This is a genomic window from Shinella sp. R2-11 (assembly GCF_055330205.1).
Genome location: NZ_JBVAPC010000004.1, coordinates 99,984 through 114,294, shown reverse-complemented (window position 1 = coordinate 114,294; position 14,311 = coordinate 99,984). Strand labels below are relative to the sequence as shown.

18 protein-coding genes are annotated in these 14,311 nt (G+C 65.0%); 11 read left to right on the top strand and 7 right to left on the bottom strand.

What is annotated here, in order from left to right; translation table 11 throughout:
* Positions 1 to 53 precede the first annotated feature (53 nt).
* From ACZ1A1_RS12420 to lgt, 4 genes are all read right to left on the bottom strand, one after another.
* Positions 54 to 1,205 (bottom strand): M24 family metallopeptidase, encoded by a 1,152-nt coding sequence (locus tag ACZ1A1_RS12420; RefSeq protein WP_463620197.1) that lies wholly within the window; start codon positions 1,203 to 1,205, stop codon positions 54 to 56.
* Between the two features lie 27 nt (positions 1,206 to 1,232).
* Positions 1,233 to 2,024, bottom strand: coding sequence for a peptidoglycan editing factor PgeF (pgeF, locus tag ACZ1A1_RS12415; RefSeq protein ID WP_463620196.1), 792 nt, complete (start codon positions 2,022 to 2,024; stop codon positions 1,233 to 1,235).
* A 99-nt stretch (positions 2,025 to 2,123) separates the two neighbouring features.
* Positions 2,124 to 3,224, bottom strand: coding sequence for a class I SAM-dependent methyltransferase (locus tag ACZ1A1_RS12410; RefSeq protein ID WP_463620195.1), 1,101 nt, complete (start codon positions 3,222 to 3,224; stop codon positions 2,124 to 2,126).
* Positions 3,225 to 3,238: 14 nt separating this feature from the next.
* Positions 3,239 to 4,051 (bottom strand): prolipoprotein diacylglyceryl transferase, encoded by an 813-nt coding sequence (gene lgt / locus ACZ1A1_RS12405; protein ID WP_463620413.1) that lies wholly within the window; start codon positions 4,049 to 4,051, stop codon positions 3,239 to 3,241.
* A 259-nt stretch (positions 4,052 to 4,310) separates the two neighbouring features.
* On the opposite strand from lgt, the gene ACZ1A1_RS12400 reads away from it, so the two are divergent.
* The 6 genes from ACZ1A1_RS12400 to ACZ1A1_RS12375 all read left to right on the top strand — a co-directional run bounded on the left by ACZ1A1_RS12400 (position 4,311) and on the right by ACZ1A1_RS12375 (position 8,119).
* Positions 4,311 to 4,568 carry an accessory factor UbiK family protein gene (locus tag ACZ1A1_RS12400; RefSeq protein ID WP_257948998.1) on the top strand — a complete coding sequence of 86 codons (258 nt, stop codon included), beginning with the start codon at positions 4,311 to 4,313 and terminating at the stop codon, positions 4,566 to 4,568.
* A 391-nt stretch (positions 4,569 to 4,959) separates the two neighbouring features.
* The gene (locus ACZ1A1_RS12395) at positions 4,960 to 5,460 is read left to right on the top strand and encodes a type III secretion system chaperone family protein (protein ID WP_313193467.1); all 501 of its coding nucleotides are present in this window, start codon (positions 4,960 to 4,962) and stop codon (positions 5,458 to 5,460) included.
* Between the two features lie 2 nt (positions 5,461 to 5,462).
* Positions 5,463 to 6,281, top strand: coding sequence for a pyrroline-5-carboxylate reductase (gene proC / locus ACZ1A1_RS12390; protein WP_463620194.1), 819 nt, complete (start codon positions 5,463 to 5,465; stop codon positions 6,279 to 6,281).
* Between the two features lie 175 nt (positions 6,282 to 6,456).
* On the top strand, positions 6,457 to 6,798 hold the full coding sequence (locus tag ACZ1A1_RS12385) for a tRNA-binding protein (protein ID WP_463620193.1): 342 nt from the start codon (positions 6,457 to 6,459) through the stop codon (positions 6,796 to 6,798).
* A gap of 540 nt (positions 6,799 to 7,338) precedes the next feature.
* Entirely contained in the window at positions 7,339 to 7,554 is a 216-nt protein-coding gene (locus ACZ1A1_RS12380; RefSeq protein ID WP_023515606.1) for a cold-shock protein, read from the top strand.
* A 139-nt stretch (positions 7,555 to 7,693) separates the two neighbouring features.
* Positions 7,694 to 8,119, top strand: coding sequence for a BA14K family protein (locus tag ACZ1A1_RS12375; protein ID WP_463620192.1), 426 nt, complete (start codon positions 7,694 to 7,696; stop codon positions 8,117 to 8,119).
* A 78-nt stretch (positions 8,120 to 8,197) separates the two neighbouring features.
* Here the strand turns inward: ACZ1A1_RS12375 and ACZ1A1_RS12370 are convergent, their stop codons facing one another.
* From ACZ1A1_RS12370 to ACZ1A1_RS12360, 3 genes are all read right to left on the bottom strand, one after another.
* Positions 8,198 to 8,839, bottom strand: a complete 642-nt coding sequence (locus ACZ1A1_RS12370; protein ID WP_463620412.1) for an MBL fold metallo-hydrolase — start codon at positions 8,837 to 8,839, stop codon at positions 8,198 to 8,200.
* Between the two features lie 93 nt (positions 8,840 to 8,932).
* Positions 8,933 to 9,094, bottom strand: coding sequence for a hypothetical protein (locus ACZ1A1_RS12365; protein WP_313193463.1), 162 nt, complete (start codon positions 9,092 to 9,094; stop codon positions 8,933 to 8,935).
* A 125-nt stretch (positions 9,095 to 9,219) separates the two neighbouring features.
* Positions 9,220 to 9,672 carry an Lrp/AsnC family transcriptional regulator gene (locus ACZ1A1_RS12360; protein WP_313193728.1) on the bottom strand — a complete coding sequence of 151 codons (453 nt, stop codon included), beginning with the start codon at positions 9,670 to 9,672 and terminating at the stop codon, positions 9,220 to 9,222.
* A gap of 137 nt (positions 9,673 to 9,809) precedes the next feature.
* Here ACZ1A1_RS12360 and hppD point away from each other — a divergent pair, with 137 nt between their 5' ends.
* The 5 genes from hppD (at position 9,810) to ACZ1A1_RS12335 (ending at position 14,307) form a co-directional block, all read left to right on the top strand.
* The gene (hppD, locus tag ACZ1A1_RS12355) at positions 9,810 to 10,913 is read left to right on the top strand and encodes a 4-hydroxyphenylpyruvate dioxygenase (RefSeq protein WP_463620191.1); all 1,104 of its coding nucleotides are present in this window, start codon (positions 9,810 to 9,812) and stop codon (positions 10,911 to 10,913) included.
* Between the two features lie 245 nt (positions 10,914 to 11,158).
* A complete protein-coding gene (locus ACZ1A1_RS12350) occupies positions 11,159 to 11,428 on the top strand; it encodes a hypothetical protein (RefSeq protein WP_313193461.1) in 270 nt (89 codons plus the stop codon).
* Between the two features lie 297 nt (positions 11,429 to 11,725).
* Entirely contained in the window at positions 11,726 to 12,160 is a 435-nt protein-coding gene (locus tag ACZ1A1_RS12345) for a MarR family winged helix-turn-helix transcriptional regulator (RefSeq protein ID WP_203319779.1), read from the top strand.
* A gap of 25 nt (positions 12,161 to 12,185) precedes the next feature.
* Positions 12,186 to 12,893 carry a response regulator gene (locus ACZ1A1_RS12340; protein WP_415213647.1) on the top strand — a complete coding sequence of 236 codons (708 nt, stop codon included), beginning with the start codon at positions 12,186 to 12,188 and terminating at the stop codon, positions 12,891 to 12,893.
* Between the two features lie 31 nt (positions 12,894 to 12,924).
* Positions 12,925 to 14,307, top strand: a complete 1,383-nt coding sequence (locus ACZ1A1_RS12335) for an ATP-binding protein (protein ID WP_313193460.1) — start codon at positions 12,925 to 12,927, stop codon at positions 14,305 to 14,307.
* Positions 14,308 to 14,311: the final 4 nt, after the last annotated feature.

The following is a 14,311-nucleotide window of genomic DNA, read 5'->3' as shown; positions in this document are numbered from 1 at the left end:
ATGGGTTCCGTCCCAAGGCCTGTCAATCGCAGGATCTTGCGGGTGTTCTCCTGTCAGACCTCGATGAAATCGAGGCCATAGCGGGACAGCGCCTTCGGCGTGTCGGTGGTGGTAAGATAGGTCTGGCCGAGCGTCATGGCCGTCGCGCTCTCCGAATCGAGGACGATCGTGTGCAGGAAGAGCGACATGTTCGGCTCGATTTCCTGCGGGTTGCCCATCAGGAACATCTGCGGATCCATCCAGGAGGGCGCAAAGCGCGCGCCGACGGAATAGCCGCAGGTGTTCAGCCGGTGGCGGGCAAGGCCGCGCTCGTCGACGATGCGGGCGAAGGTCTCGAAGACGGTGCCGAAGGTATGGCCGGGGCGCAGCACCATCTCCATCGCCTGCATGGCCTCGCGGCAGGCGCTGTAGAGTTCGCGGTGGCGGCTGCTCGGCTCGCCGATCAGCGCCGTGCGCATCATCGGCGCGTGGTAGCGCGCGCTGACGCCCGACCATTCGATGGTGAGCTGGTCGATCGCATCGAGCCGGCGGCGGCCGGACTTGGAGCGGCAGAGCAGCGCGTCGGCGCCCGAGCCGATGACGAATTCGTTCGCGGCGTAATCGCCGCCGCCGGCGAGCACCGCGTTCTGCAGCGCCGCCAGGATCGCCGCCTCGTCGGCGCCGGCGGCGATCAGCGGCAGGGCGGCGTCCAGCGCATCGTCGGAAAGGGCGGCCGCGCGCTCGACATAGGCGATTTCCGCCGGGCTCTTGATGAGGCGCAGGCGGCTGACGAGCGTTGAGGCGTCGACGATCTCGCCGAAGCTCTGGAGCTGGTTGTCGAGGAGGCGGGCATTGCGGCCGGTCAGGCCGTGCGTGTCGTATTCCACGCCGATGCGGCAGCCGAGCAGGTCGAGATCGGACAGGAGGTTCTTCAGGTCCATGGTCGGGTCCGCGTTCACGCGGTCGATCCAGACCTCGATCTTCTCGATATTGGAGGTGTGGCGCGCCTGGCGCAGGTCCGCCGAGCGGGTGAGCAGCACCATGCTTCCGTCGGCCTTTACGACCAGCGTCTGGAAGAAGAAGTAGCCGAACGTGTCGTAGCCCGTCAGCCAGTACATGCTCTCCTGCGCGAAGAGCAGCATGGCGTCGAGCTTTTCCTCCCGCATGCGGGAGGTCAGGCGCTGGAGCCGGTTGGCGTATTCCTCGCTGTCGAAGTGAAGTGCCATGGCGGTGTCTCCTTCGCTTGCGGGGTTTCAGCCCCTTATCATGATCGCTGAAATCTGGCGGCCGTAATCGGGTTCCTGCCGGTGGGTCGTGCGCCGGTAGGAGAAGAACCGCTCTTCGTCGGGATAGGTGCAGAGGTCGAGGTTCTCGGCCGTCACGCCGGCATCGGCGAGGCGCTGCGTCGTCAGCCCCGGCAGGTCGAACATGGCATGGCCGGGCTTTCCGGACGGCGTGAAGTAGCGCTCGTAAGCCTTGTCCACGCCGAGGAAGCGTTCGACGAATTCCGGACCGACCTCGTAGTTGCGGCGGCTGATCGAGGGGCCGAGGCTGGCAAGGATGCTGCCGCGCCTCGCGCCGAGCCTTTCCATGGCTGTTATGGTGTTTTCGAGCACGCCGTAGAGCGCACCCTTCCAGCCCGCATGGGCGGCGCCGACGACGCGGGCATCGGGATCGCAGAAGAGGATCGGGCCGCAATCGGCGGCGAGGACGCCGAGGACGACGCCGGGGGTGGCGCTGACCAGCGCGTCCGCCTCCGGGCGCGATCCGTCATAGGTCGCATCGACGGTGACGACATCGGGCGAATGGACCTGGTGCACCGTGGCGAGCCGGCCGGGCGCGACCGAGAACCAGCGCGCGACGCGGGCGCGATTCTCCTCGACCTTGCCGCGCTCGTCCTTCGAGCCGAGGCCGACATTGAGGCCGCGATAGATGCCTTCGGACACGCCGCCGGCGCGGGTGAAGAACCCGTGCAGGGCCGCTTTTCCGGCGCGTTCCGCAAGCAGCGGGCTTTCGATGGGCGTTGGGGGCGCTTGGTCCTTCATGGTCTCTCGGCTGGCTTCGGGCTGGGCCGCCAGGCAAGGATGTCGCCGGGGCATGCGGGGTCAAATCGGGCCGAATGTTGTCCGGCCTTGGCTTATGTGTCAATCGGGCTGACGGAACGGAAAGAGGGCGAGCGGCGCGCTGCCGACGGCCAGCACCTTGAAAAGATCGCCCATTTTCCCCGCGCCAGAACCTGCGAGACGGTCGACATCGGCAAGGATCGATTGCTGCGTCGCCTCGTCGCGGTTGCGGCCGAGCGCGGAGGCGCGCTCGCCGATGCCGAGGCCGACGAGGAAATCGCCCTGGTGCAGCATGCCGTGCACATGAAGGCCCGCGCCGACGGCGGCGCCCGCCAGCCGCTCGAAGTCCACATGGCTCGTCAGGTCCGCCTCGCCGGGATGGGCGAGCGGCGGGTCGAAATCATGCTTCAGCACGGCCTGCAGCGTATCGCCGAAGCCGGTGACGAAATGGCCGTAGTCGATGACGAGCGCGGTGCCGCCGCAGCGGGCGATGCGCTCGCCGATCGTCGCCATGACGGCTTCGCGGGCCGGGGCGATCTCGAAGATCGTGCCGTTTTCGGCCGTCCTGTGATGCTCCGGCAGCAGCGCCGGGTCGATGCCGGCGACGCCCGCGGCAAAGGTCAGTTCGTCCTCGGCATCGAGGCCGACCATGCGTTCGCGGAAGCCGGAGGCGGTCTTGATGAACTGGCGGATGGGGATTGCGTCGAAGAGCTCGTTGGCGGCGAGCAGCACGAAGCCTTCCGGCAGTTCCTCGAAACTGTCGTGCCAGGCGACGCGCGCGGCATGGGTGCCGAGCGTCTCGCGCTGGACGGTACGCAGTTTCGGGCTCGTCTCGATGAGATGGATCGTCGCGCTCTCGTAGAGATCGGGGGCGATGCGGGAGACGACGCGCAGCATGTCGGCCATCATCGTGCCGCGGCCGGGGCCGATCTCGGCGATGCGCACCGTCTCGGGCGCACCGTGCCTTTGCCAGGCATGGACGAGGAAGACGCCGAGCATCTCGCCGAAGAGCTGGCTGACCTCCGGCGCGGTGATGAAATCGCCGGCCTCGCCGAAGGGGTCGCGCGTGCGGTAGTAGCCATAGGCGGGGTCCGCGAGGCACAGGGCGAAATAGTCGGTCACGCTGATGGGGCCGTTGGTGCGGATCAGCGCCTTGATCTTGCGGGCGAGGGGCGTCGTCATGGGCGTTGGTCCGCTCAGGCCCTGGCGGGCTCGGCCCGGCGGGCGCGGACGATCGCCCACAGGCCGACGACGAGCATCGGCAGCGACAGCAGCATGCCCATGGTGAGCCACCCGCCGTAGAGATAGCCGAGCTGCGGGTCGGGCTCGCGGAAGAATTCCACGGCGATGCGCGACAGCGCATAGCCGCAGACAAAGAGGCCGGTGACGATGCCGGGCCGCTTCAGCGCGCCGAAGCGGTAGATGGCGAGCGCCAGCACGGCGAGCAGGACAATGCCCTCGAGGCCCGCTTCGTAAAGCTGGCTCGGATGGCGCGCGAAGGGGCCGGCTTCCGGGAAGACGACGGCCCAGGGCGCATCGGACAGGCGGCCCCACAGCTCGCCGTTAACGAAATTGGCGATGCGGCCGAAGAACAGGCCGATCGGCACCACGGCGGCGACGATGTCGAAGAGGCTCCAGATCGGGATGCGGTTGCGCCGGGCGAAGAGGATCATGGCGAGCGTCGTGCCGGCAAAGCCGCCGTGGAACGACATGCCGCCGTTCCAGACCTTTATGGCGCGCAGCGGATCGGCGGCGACATTCGGGAAATCGTAGAAGAGGATATAGCCGACGCGGCCGCCAAGGATGATGCCGACGGCGGCCCAGACGAGGAAGTCGTCGAGCATGGCGCGCGTCATCGGCGCTTCGCCCACCCACAGCCGCTGCGTCTCGATCAGCCGGCGGGCATAGAGCCAGCCCAGCATGATGCCGACGACATAGGCGATGCCGTACCAGTGGACGGCGACCGGGCCGATCGAGAAGGCGATCGGATCGATCTCGGGATAGGGCATGATGGCGAAGAGTTGCGCTATATTCGTCAAGGCTCGGATATTCCTGATTTGCGCGGAAGATGGCGAGGGCTTGCGGCAGGGTCAAGGCGAGAAATGGCATGCGATGGCCGCGCGGCGTCCGGATGCGCCGCGATCCACCGAAATCCGCCCCGGAAATCCCCCCGAAATCGCTTGCAAGCGGCGGCGCGAGACCCTACCTCAGTTCCAGCACGCGGGCGGCAGGCCCGCCAGGACCATCGATCCCCCAGGAGGGCAGACCATGACCACCGGTGCCAACCGCATTCTCGACGACTTCGCCAAGCTGATGACCGATGCCGCCGGCGCCGCGCAGGGCGTGCGCAAGGAAGCCGAGACGGTGTTCCGCGCCCAGGCCGAGCGCTTCATCAACGGCATGGACCTCGTCAAGCGCGAGGAATTCGAGGCGGTGCGGGAAATGGCCATCAAGGCGCGGGACGAAAACGATGCGCTTCTGAAGCGCATCGAGGCCCTCGAAGCGCGCCTCAATGCGGGTAGCTGACCCGTTTCAGGGCAGGTTTTCAACGACAGGACTCGGTTGGCGTGATTCACATCGCGCCAACCGTTTTTTTTAATAAATTTTTTACCCCTGTGGACACTTCCGAAAAGCTCTTTTCGCAGAGTCTCTTAAGCGACCGACCTGAATCTTTTTCACAACCTCTGTCCACAACCGGCCGGGGAAAACGGGAAGGCGGGGGCTGGCGTCGTGACTCCGCCGTTATACACTGATTTTAAATGATGATTCGAAACGGGCAACGCAAGCTTCGGGCAGGGTAAGTCGTCCAGATTGCGTAAAGTGCCGAGCAATCATTCAGTGTTGTATCCGGAGTACGGTTTGCCGCGTCGTGTGTGTGAGCGCGACGGCGCATGCCTTCCGGTCTTGAAGGTGATGCATGAGCTTTATGGAATTGGATATCGGGCGCCAGTCCAACCCGGTCGACATGATCGAGTTCGTCGCAGCCAACAATGACTGGACGTTTGAGCGGTCCGGCGAAGACGAGATCGCGATGACCGTCGAGGGCAGGTGGACGGACTATCACGTCTCCTTCTCCTGGATGGAGGAATTCGAGGCGCTGCATCTCGCCTGCGCCTTCGACATCAAGGTTCCCGAAAGCCGCGTCAACGAGGTGCACTGCCTGCTCTCGCATGTGAACGGCCAGGTGCTCATGGGGCATTTCGACCTGTGGCGCCGCGAGGACGTGGTGATCTTCCGCCAGTCGCTGCTGCTGGCCGGCGGCGCGGAGCCGACCAACCGGCAGGTCGAGGTGCTGCTTTCCAGCGCGCTCGAATCCTGCGAGGCCTATTTCCAGGCCTTCCAGTTCGTCGTCTGGTCCGGCATGGACGCCCAGTCCGCCGTCGACGCCGTGCTGTTCGAAACGGTCGGGGAGGCCTGAGGATGGCGGTGGCTGCGACGGGTCCCATCGTTCTCATCGGCGCCGGCAACATGGGCGGCGCCATGCTTTCGGGCTGGCTGAAGAGCGGCATTTCCGGTTCGTCCGTCATCGTCATCGATCCCGGCCCGCAGCCGGCCATGGCCAGGCTGATCGCCGATAACGGCGCGCGCCATGAAACCTCCGCGCCCGCGGGCGTGAAGGCGGGCGTCCTCTTCGTCGCCGTCAAGCCGCAGGTGATGGACCAGGTCCTGCCGCCGCTGAAGGGGCTCGTCGGGCCCGAGACCGTCGTGGTGTCGGTCGCCGCCGGCAAGACGATCGCCAATCTGGAAAGCCATCTCGGCGCGGCCGCCACCGTTCGCGCCATGCCGAACACGCCGGCGATGATCGGCCGCGGCGTCACCGGGGCCTTCGCCAATGCGCGCGTCACCGCGGCGCAGCGCGATTTCGTCCATTCCCTCCTCAAGGTCAGCGGCCCGGTCGAATGGGTCGCGAGCGAGGCCGATATCGATGCCGTCACCGCCGTCTCGGGCAGCGGGCCGGCCTATGTCTTCTATCTCGTCGAGTGCATGGCAGAGGCGGGCCGCAAAGCCGGCCTGCCGGCGGACCTCGCCATGCGGCTCGCACGGGAAACCGTCGCGGGGGCTGGTGAACTGCTTCACCAGTCCCCCGACGACGCCAGCCGCCTGCGCCAGAACGTGACCTCGCCGGGCGGCACCACCGCCGCCGCGCTCGCCGTGCTGATGGCCGAGGACGGCATGCAGCCGCTCTTCGACAAGGCCATCGCGAGCGCCCGCAAGCGCGCCGAGGAACTGGCGGGCTGAACTTTCATATGACCGGTTTGCCCCTCACCCTGACCCTCTCTCCGCAAGCGGGGAGAGGGGACGTGCCCCACGAACTGGGGGCGATCCGGGAAAGCGGTGCGGCATATCCCTTCTCCCTGCTTGCGGAGAGAAGGTGGCAGCAGCCGGATGAGGGGCTTGCAGACAGGAATTTGTCATGACCGAAACCATCACCTACGCCGATTTCGAACGCGTCGACATCCGCATCGGCACCATCGTCGAGGCGCTGCCGTTTCCCGAGGCGCGCAAGCCGGCCTACAAGCTGCAGATCGATTTCGGCCCCGAGATCGGCATCAGGAAGTCCTCGGCGCAGATCACCGTGCATTATACGCTGGAAGAGCTCGTCGGCCGCCAGGTGCTCGCCGTCGTCAATTTCCCGCCGCGCCAGATCGGCCCGGTGCGCTCGGAAGTGCTGACCCTCGGCTTCGAGGACGAGACGGGCGCGATCGTTCTTGCCGGCGTCGGCCAGGCGGTGCCGAACGGCAAGAAGATGTGCTGAGCGGGCGAGTATCCGCGGCGCCGGCCGGTCCGGCCGGGCGGCGGTGAAGTACGCTTGCCCGGCCGCAGGGCCCGTTACAGGGGCGGGCAAGGCAACCCGCCCGCCGTTCCTTCACGGTATCCGGGCGATACTGGAGGGGCCGGGCGTCTTCTTCCGCGGCGCAATATAAATCATACGATAGCACCGGAACGCCCGTAGAAGCTGAGGGATTTTTCGGCAATCGCCCGGAATTTGACCAAAGTTAGGCATCGCAAGGGCGCATCAAAACTTTTGCTTGCCAATTTGTCGCAAACACATCACTCTTGCGCCGTTCGGGCAATTTGCGAACACGGGAAGACCTTGAATAAAAGCGCGCCGGAGACGCGAAACAATTCCGGGCAGCCAACATCTGGACGGTCCTTGGACTATATGGTTGGCTGGCTGCGGTGAAAACAGGACCCTTTCCTCAACCTCGAGAACTGCCTGCCTAACGCCCTACGGGGCAAAACTGATGTGCTGCCCGCCGCCAAATATACGGGCAGAGAGAAAAGGACCTGACGCATGGCCGAAACTGGCATCGTAAAATTCTTCAACACCGAGAAGGGCTTCGGCTTCATCAAGCCCGACAACGGTGGTGCGGATATCTTCGTACACATCTCCGCCGTGCAGGCTTCGGGCCTGAACGGCCTTTCCGAAAACCAGAAGGTAAGCTTCGACACGGAACCCGATCGCCGCGGCAAAGGCCCGAAGGCGGTCAACCTGCAGATCGCCGGCTGAGCCGGAACTTTCTCAGGATTTTCAAGTTGGAGCCCGGCAGAGATGCCGGGTTTTTTCATTCAGCCTCCGTTCAGCCTCGTTTCTCTAGTTTGGTAGCATCATTCGACCGGCCAAGCCGGCGTCCAAAGGAAGTAAGGTCATGAACAAAGTCATCAAAGCCATCGTGCTTTCTGCAGTGGCCGCCGCCACGATGATCACCGCAACCGCCGGCATTGCCGAAGCGCGTGACCGTGACGGCTACTGGGGCAACGGCCCTCGTCCCTACTATCGCCGCCATCATCACAACAACGACGCGCTCGTGGGCGGCGCGCTCGGCCTTGCCACCGGCATGATCATCGGCGGCGCGATCGCTTCGCAGCCGCGTTACGAAGAGCGCCGTGTCTATGTCGAGCCGGATTACTATCCCGAGCCCGAGCGCCGCGTGATCTATCGCGAGGCTCCGAGCTACGAGCCCTGGACGCAGTCCTGGTACCGCTTCTGCTCGCAGCGTTACCGCTCGTTCGACCCGAACAGCGGCACCTATGTCGGCTATGACGGCCGCGAGCATTTCTGCACCGCCGGCTGATCGGCCGCCGGCTTGAATCGAAAGGCGGGTGCCGCGCGGCACCCGCCTTTTTCGTGTCTGCGGCGAGATTTCACGCCCTTACAGCCCGCGCAGGAAGGGATTGGTCCGGCGCTCCTCGCCGATCCTGCCGCCCGGCCCGTGGCCGCACAGGAAGCCGACCTCGTCTCCCAGCGGAAACACCTTGTCGCGGATCGATTCCAGAAGCTGCTGGTGGTCGCCGCCGGGAAGGTCGGTGCGGCCGATCGAGCCGTGGAACAGCACGTCGCCGAGATGGGCGAAACCCTGGCTGCGGTTGAAATAGATCACATGCCCCGGCGCGTGGCCGGGCGTGTGGTAGACCTCGAATTCGTGGTCGCCGAAGGAAACCCTGTCGCCGTCCTCCAGCCAGCGGTCCGGCACGACATTGCTGACTTTTATCGGCACGCCGAACATGGAGGCCTGCGCCTCCAGCCGCTGCAGCAGTTGCAGGTCGTCCTTGTGCGGGCCGATGATGTCGAGGCCGAGCGCCTCCTTCAGTTCCTTGGCGCCGCCGGCATGGTCGATATGGCCGTGCGTCAGCCAGATCGCCTTGAGGGTGATGCCGTTCTCCTCGACGGTCCTGAGGATCGCGTCGACGTCACCGCCCGGATCGACGACCACGCCTTCCTTCGTTTCGGTGTCGAAGAGGATGGTGCAGTTCTGCTGGAAGGGGGTGACGGGAATGATGCCCGCCTGAAGCATGCCCATGGGGTCCTCGCTCGATTGCCGCTCGTCGCTTCCCTATAGCCGCAAGCGCGGGCGAAGACCAAGCCTGAACTGGAGCAGGAAACCGTTCTAGCGGGCGCTCGCCATTTCCTGCGCCGGGCCGGTCGCCAGCGTCGGCGAGACGGTGGAGAAGAGCAGCATCGCCACGGCGATGTTGAAGGCGGCGTAGAGATAGACGACGGGACGGAGGCGCTTGGCGACCGGGTTCTGCGGCTTCGGGTTCGTTTGCATCGTTCTTCCTGCTGTTTCCGGCCGCTCCGGGCCCCATGCGATTTCTTCTACAACGAAGCAGGAATCCGCCCTGTTCCAACGGGAACAGGGCGCGGCGGGCGTCTGTTGCTTTCGCGCAACAGCGCTCAGAGCGGCAGGGCGGTGGTTTCCTTCAGCGTGTCGAGCACGATGGCGGTCTTGACGTGCGAGACGGATTCGTGCGGCAGCAGCACGTCGTTGACGAAGGCGGAGAGCGCCTTGAGGTTCGGCACGACGACCTTGATGATGTAGTCCATCTCGCCGGTCAGCGAATAGGCTTCCAGCACTTCCGGCAGGTTGGAGATCAGCCGCGCGAAGCGTACCGCATTGTCGCGGTTATGCGTGGAAAGCGTCACGGTGACGACGATGACGATGCCGAGGTCGAGCTTTTCCCGGTCGAGCTCGGCCCGGTAGGCGCGGATGATGCCTTCCTCCTCCAGCCGGATGCGCCGGCGCGAGCATTGCGAGGGGGAGAGGTTGATGCGCTCCGACAATTCGTTGTTCGTCAGGCGCGCATCCTCCTGCAGATGCGCCAGCAGCTTGCGGTCGAAATCGTCCATTTGCACGAATTGCCCTCCTGAATGAGTATCTGTGCACGAACATTGCATGGATTTGCCAAAGCGCAAGCACTATGCACGCACATTGCGTGAAAACCGCGCCATACTGTTCCTCACATCATTTTCGAGGAGGACGAACGATGGGCCCTTTCCCGCATGACGCACCGCCGGCCGAGATCACGGCGGAAAACCCGGCGGGGACCGACGGCTTCGAATTCGTCGAGTTCGCCCATCCGGAACCGGAAAAGCTGGAAGAGCTTTTCGCCCGCATGGGCTACAGCAAGGTCGCCATGCATCGCAGCAAGGCGATTTCCGTCTGGCGGCAGGGCGACGTCAACTATCTCGTCAATGCCGAGCCCGGCTCGCATGCCATGAAATTCGCGGATGTGCACGGTCCCTGCGCGGCCTCCATGGCGTGGCGCGTGGTCGATGCGCGGCATGCCTTCGAACATGCGGTCTCCAAGGGCGCGACGCCCTATGAAGGGGACGACAAGGCGCTCGACGTGCCGGCCATCGTCGGCATCGGCGGTTCGCTGCTCTATTTCATCGAGGCGTATGGCGCCAAGGGCTCGGCCTATGACGCCGAATTCGAATGGACCGGCGCGCGCGATCCGAAGCCCGAGGGCGTCGGCTTCTATTATCTCGACCACCTGACCCACAACGTCTATCGCGGCAACATGGACAAGTGGTGGGATTTCTACCGCGAGCTCTTCGGCTTCAGGCAGATCCATTTCTTCGACATCGACGGCCGCATCACCGGCCTCGTATCGCGCGCCATCACCTCGCCCTGCGGCAAGATCCGCATTCCGTTGAACGAATCGAAGGACGAGACGAGCCAGATCGTCGAGTACCTGAAAAAGTACAAGGGCGAGGGCATCCAGCACATCGCCGTCGGCACGGATGCGATCTACGACGCGACCGACAAGCTGGCCGGCAACGGCCTGAAATTCATGCCCGGCCCGCCGGACAACTACTACGACCGCTCCTATGTGCGCGTCGTCGGCCATGAAGAGCCGGTCGAGCGCATGAAGAAGCACGGCATCCTCATCGACGGCGAAGGCGTCGTCGACGGCGGCATGACGAAGATCCTGCTCCAGATCTTCTCGAAGACCGTGATCGGCCCGATCTTCTTCGAGTTCATCCAGAGGAAGGGTGACGAAGGCTTCGGCGAGGGTAATTTCCGCGCGCTTTTCGAGAGCATCGAGGAAGACCAGATCCGCCGTGGCGTCATCGCAGCAGAATAACAACCGCGGCACTCAAGCCAACGCGGGGAAGGAAGGGGCGGCCGCATCGCGGCCGCCTCTTTTCGTTGGATAAAACTCCGGTGCAGGAGGCGCACGGATAAATTGACAGCGGCCAAGACTCTCCGCACGTTAGGGAAGCCGAGTCTTTCGGCACCGGCGCGGGCTCCAGATCGCGGCCGGCAACGAGGCAGGTGTCCGGTCCCGGAGCACTCTTCATTCCGGGCGCACCTTTCGGAGGGGAAGTCATGGAAGCATTGATGCCCATCATCACGCAGCTCATCGCCGGCGCCATCGGGGGCAACGCCGCGGGCGCCGCCCTGAAACAGGTGGCCGTGAGCGTGATCGTGCGAACCATCGTCGGGGCCATCGGCGGTGTCGGCGGCGGCCTTCTCCTGCAGATGGTTGGTGGTGAAGCCGGTCTTTCAGGCCTTGTCGCCAATGGCATCGGCGGTCTGGTCGGCGGCGGCGTGCTCACCGCCATCGTCGGCGCCGTGCTCGGCAAGAAGGCGGCCTGAACGAGAAAGGCGGCCCGCAAGGGCCGCCGTTTTCCCCGGCGGACCCTTTTCCGCCCGCGCGCGCCATCCCGGCCTGCCGCGCCCCTTGCTTTTTCCCTTTCTTCTTTCAAGTTGATTGTTCCGCCGGTTACGGTCTAACCAGAGACGGCAGAAGCGTAATTTGCGCCCGGCAAGGAGAAATTCCGGATATTCTCCGGCACTGGCGCGAAATGGGGACGGCAAGGCATGAAAGGAAACGACAACGTGGCTCGACAGGCGCCGGAGAAGAACGGCTTGGGCGCGCTGCACGAGGACGCCATGACCGGCGACGGCCGCATCGACTTCGAGATCATCGAAGGCCTGTTCTTCGCCTATCGCGACTTCATTTCCGACCCGGATGCCATCCTGGAGAAAAGCGGCTTCGGCCGCGCCCATCACCGCGTCGTGCACTTCGTCAACCGCGAGCCGGGCATGACCGTCGCCGACCTGCTCGACACGCTGAAGATCACCAAGCAGAGCCTTGCGCGCGTCTTGAAGCAGCTCATCGATTCCGGCTATATCCAGCAGGTGGCCGGCCCCGAGGATCGCCGCCAGCGCAAGCTCTACCCGACAAGGGCCGGACGGGAACTGGCGCTCGCGCTCGCCGAGCCGCAATCCCGCCGCATCGCCCGTGCATTCGAGGAGATGAATGCGGGCGACCGCCGGGTGGTGATCCGGTTCCTCACCGGCATGCAGAACGCCCGGAACGATTGAGAATTTGACCCTGGAGGTGAAGACGATGACCGCGGCCGGTACGCCCTCCGACGATGCATCCCATCTTCTCGTCGTCGACGACGACACCCGCATCCGCGAGCTTCTGAACCGCTACCTGGTGGCAGAGGGCTTTCGCGTGACGGTGGCGGGCGACGCCGACGAGGCCCGCCGCAAGCTGCGCGGCCTCGATTTCGACCTCATCATCATGGACGTGATGATGCCCGGCGAGAGCGGGCTTTCGCTGACGAAGAGCCTGCGCGAGATCCGTCCCGTGCCGATCCTGATGCTAACGGCGCTTGCCGAATCGCGGGCGCGCATCGAGGGACTGGAGGCGGGGGCGGACGACTATCTGTCAAAGCCCTTCGAGCCGCGCGAACTGGTGCTGCGCATCAACAATATCCTGAAGCGCAACGCCACGCCGGCAACGCCGAAGATCGAGCAGGTCATGTTCGGCCCCTACACCTTCTCCATCGTGCGCAAGGAGCTGAAGCGCGGCAGCGATCCGATCCGCCTCACCGACCGCGAGCAGGAGATCATGCTGCTCTTCTCGCTGCGCGCCGGCGAGACGATCCCGCGGCACGAACTGATCGGCGAGGAGACCGAGGTCGGCGAGCGCACCATCGACGTGCAGATCAACCGGCTGCGCCGCAAGATCGAGGAGGACCCCTCCAACCCGGTCTGGCTGCAGACGGTGCGCGGCATCGGCTACCGGCTGAGCGTGGAACAGGGCTGAGCGTGGAACGCCCGGCGGAAAGCGCGGTCCGATGACCACTTTCGAGACATTGCGGCGGGACCTCGAACGCGCGCCGCTCGCCGGCTGGCGGCGCTTCGCCCGCTGGCTGCGCCGCCGCATGCCGACAGGTCTCTACGCCCGGTCCCTCCTCATCATCATCCTGCCCATGGTGCTCTTGCAGGCGGTGGTCGCCTTCGTCTTCATGGAGCGCCACTGGCAGCTCGTCACGCAGCGCCTTTCACAGGCGGTCACGCGCGACATCGCGGCGATCATCGACCTCATCGATACCTATCCGGAAGACCCGGCCTACGCCCAGATCATCCGCATCGCGCGCGAGCGGCTTGACCTGATCGTATCGATCGAGCCGGGCACGGAGCTGCCGCCGCCGCGCCGGAAACCCTTCTTCAACATTCTCGACGAGATCCTCAGCGACGAGATCGTCCGCCAGATCCGCCGGCCGTTCTGGATCGACACGGTCGGCGACAGCGGCGTCGTCGAAGTCCGCATCCTGCTCGACAAGAAGGTGCTGCGCGTCTATGCGCGGCGCAACCAGGCTTATGCGTCCAACACGCATATCTTCCTGCTCTGGATGGTCGGCACGTCGCTGGTGCTGATCGGCATCTCCATCCTCTTCCTGCGCGGCCAGATCCGGCCGATCCTGACGCTGACGCAGGCGGCGGAGAGTTTCGGCAAGGGACAGAAGATGCCGGAGGGCTTCGCGCCGCGCGGGGCCAACGAGGTGCGCCGCGCCGGCCTTGCCTTCATCCTCATGCGTGAGCGCATCGAGCGGCAGATGGAGCAGCGCACCGCCATGCTGACCGGGGTCAGCCACGACCTGCGCACCATCCTCACCCGCTTCAAGCTGCAGCTCGCGCTTGCCGGCGACAATCCGGACCTGCAGGGCCTCCACAAGGACGTCGAGGACATGCAGAGCATGCTGGAGGGCTATCTTTCCTTCGCCCGGGGTGACGCGGAGGAGGATGTCGGCGAATTGCGGCTTTCCGACCTCTTCGAGCGGCTCGCGATGGAGGCCGAGCTGCACGAGCGCGCCTTCAGCAGCGAGATCGACGGCGACGACGAGGTGGTGGCCCGCCCGAACGCCTTCAGCCGCCTTATCGGCAATCTGGTGTCGAACGCCTTCCGCTATGCCAAGACGGTGCGAGTGGAGGCGCGGCACAGCGCCAAATGGCTGACGATCACCGTGGACGACGACGGCCCGGGCATTCCCGAACGCTCGCGCGAGGATGTCTTCAAGCCGTTCTTCCGTCTCGACGAGGCGCGCAATCTCGACGCATCCGGCACGGGCCTCGGCCTTGCCATCGCTCGCGACATCGCGCGCAGCCACGGCGGCGACGTCACGCTTTCCGACAGCCCGCTCGGCGGCCTGCGCGCGACGGTCCGCGTTCCGGCCTGACGGA

Coding starts and splice junctions, on each gene's coding strand:
- ACZ1A1_RS12395 (WP_313193467.1), top strand. CDS start 4,960: ATGAGCTTTATGGAATTGGATATCGGGCGCCAGTCCAACCCGGTCGAC.
- ACZ1A1_RS12420 (WP_463620197.1), bottom strand. CDS start 1,205: ATGGCACTTCACTTCGACAGCGAGGAATACGCCAACCGGCTCCAGCGC.
- ACZ1A1_RS12400 (WP_257948998.1), top strand. CDS start 4,311: ATGACCACCGGTGCCAACCGCATTCTCGACGACTTCGCCAAGCTGATG.
- proC (WP_463620194.1), top strand. CDS start 5,463: ATGGCGGTGGCTGCGACGGGTCCCATCGTTCTCATCGGCGCCGGCAAC.
- ACZ1A1_RS12380 (WP_023515606.1), top strand. CDS start 7,339: ATGGCCGAAACTGGCATCGTAAAATTCTTCAACACCGAGAAGGGCTTC.
- ACZ1A1_RS12360 (WP_313193728.1), bottom strand. CDS start 9,672: ATGGACGATTTCGACCGCAAGCTGCTGGCGCATCTGCAGGAGGATGCG.
- ACZ1A1_RS12335 (WP_313193460.1), top strand. CDS start 12,925: ATGACCACTTTCGAGACATTGCGGCGGGACCTCGAACGCGCGCCGCTC.
- ACZ1A1_RS12340 (WP_415213647.1), top strand. CDS start 12,186: ATGACCGCGGCCGGTACGCCCTCCGACGATGCATCCCATCTTCTCGTC.
- ACZ1A1_RS12345 (WP_203319779.1), top strand. CDS start 11,726: ATGACCGGCGACGGCCGCATCGACTTCGAGATCATCGAAGGCCTGTTC.
- ACZ1A1_RS12350 (WP_313193461.1), top strand. CDS start 11,159: ATGGAAGCATTGATGCCCATCATCACGCAGCTCATCGCCGGCGCCATC.
- hppD (WP_463620191.1), top strand. CDS start 9,810: ATGGGCCCTTTCCCGCATGACGCACCGCCGGCCGAGATCACGGCGGAA.
- ACZ1A1_RS12375 (WP_463620192.1), top strand. CDS start 7,694: ATGAACAAAGTCATCAAAGCCATCGTGCTTTCTGCAGTGGCCGCCGCC.
- ACZ1A1_RS12370 (WP_463620412.1), bottom strand. CDS start 8,839: ATGCTTCAGGCGGGCATCATTCCCGTCACCCCCTTCCAGCAGAACTGC.
- ACZ1A1_RS12365 (WP_313193463.1), bottom strand. CDS start 9,094: ATGCAAACGAACCCGAAGCCGCAGAACCCGGTCGCCAAGCGCCTCCGT.
- pgeF (WP_463620196.1), bottom strand. CDS start 2,024: ATGAAGGACCAAGCGCCCCCAACGCCCATCGAAAGCCCGCTGCTTGCG.
- ACZ1A1_RS12385 (WP_463620193.1), top strand. CDS start 6,457: ATGACCGAAACCATCACCTACGCCGATTTCGAACGCGTCGACATCCGC.
- lgt (WP_463620413.1), bottom strand. CDS start 4,051: ATGCCCTATCCCGAGATCGATCCGATCGCCTTCTCGATCGGCCCGGTC.
- ACZ1A1_RS12410 (WP_463620195.1), bottom strand. CDS start 3,224: ATGACGACGCCCCTCGCCCGCAAGATCAAGGCGCTGATCCGCACCAAC.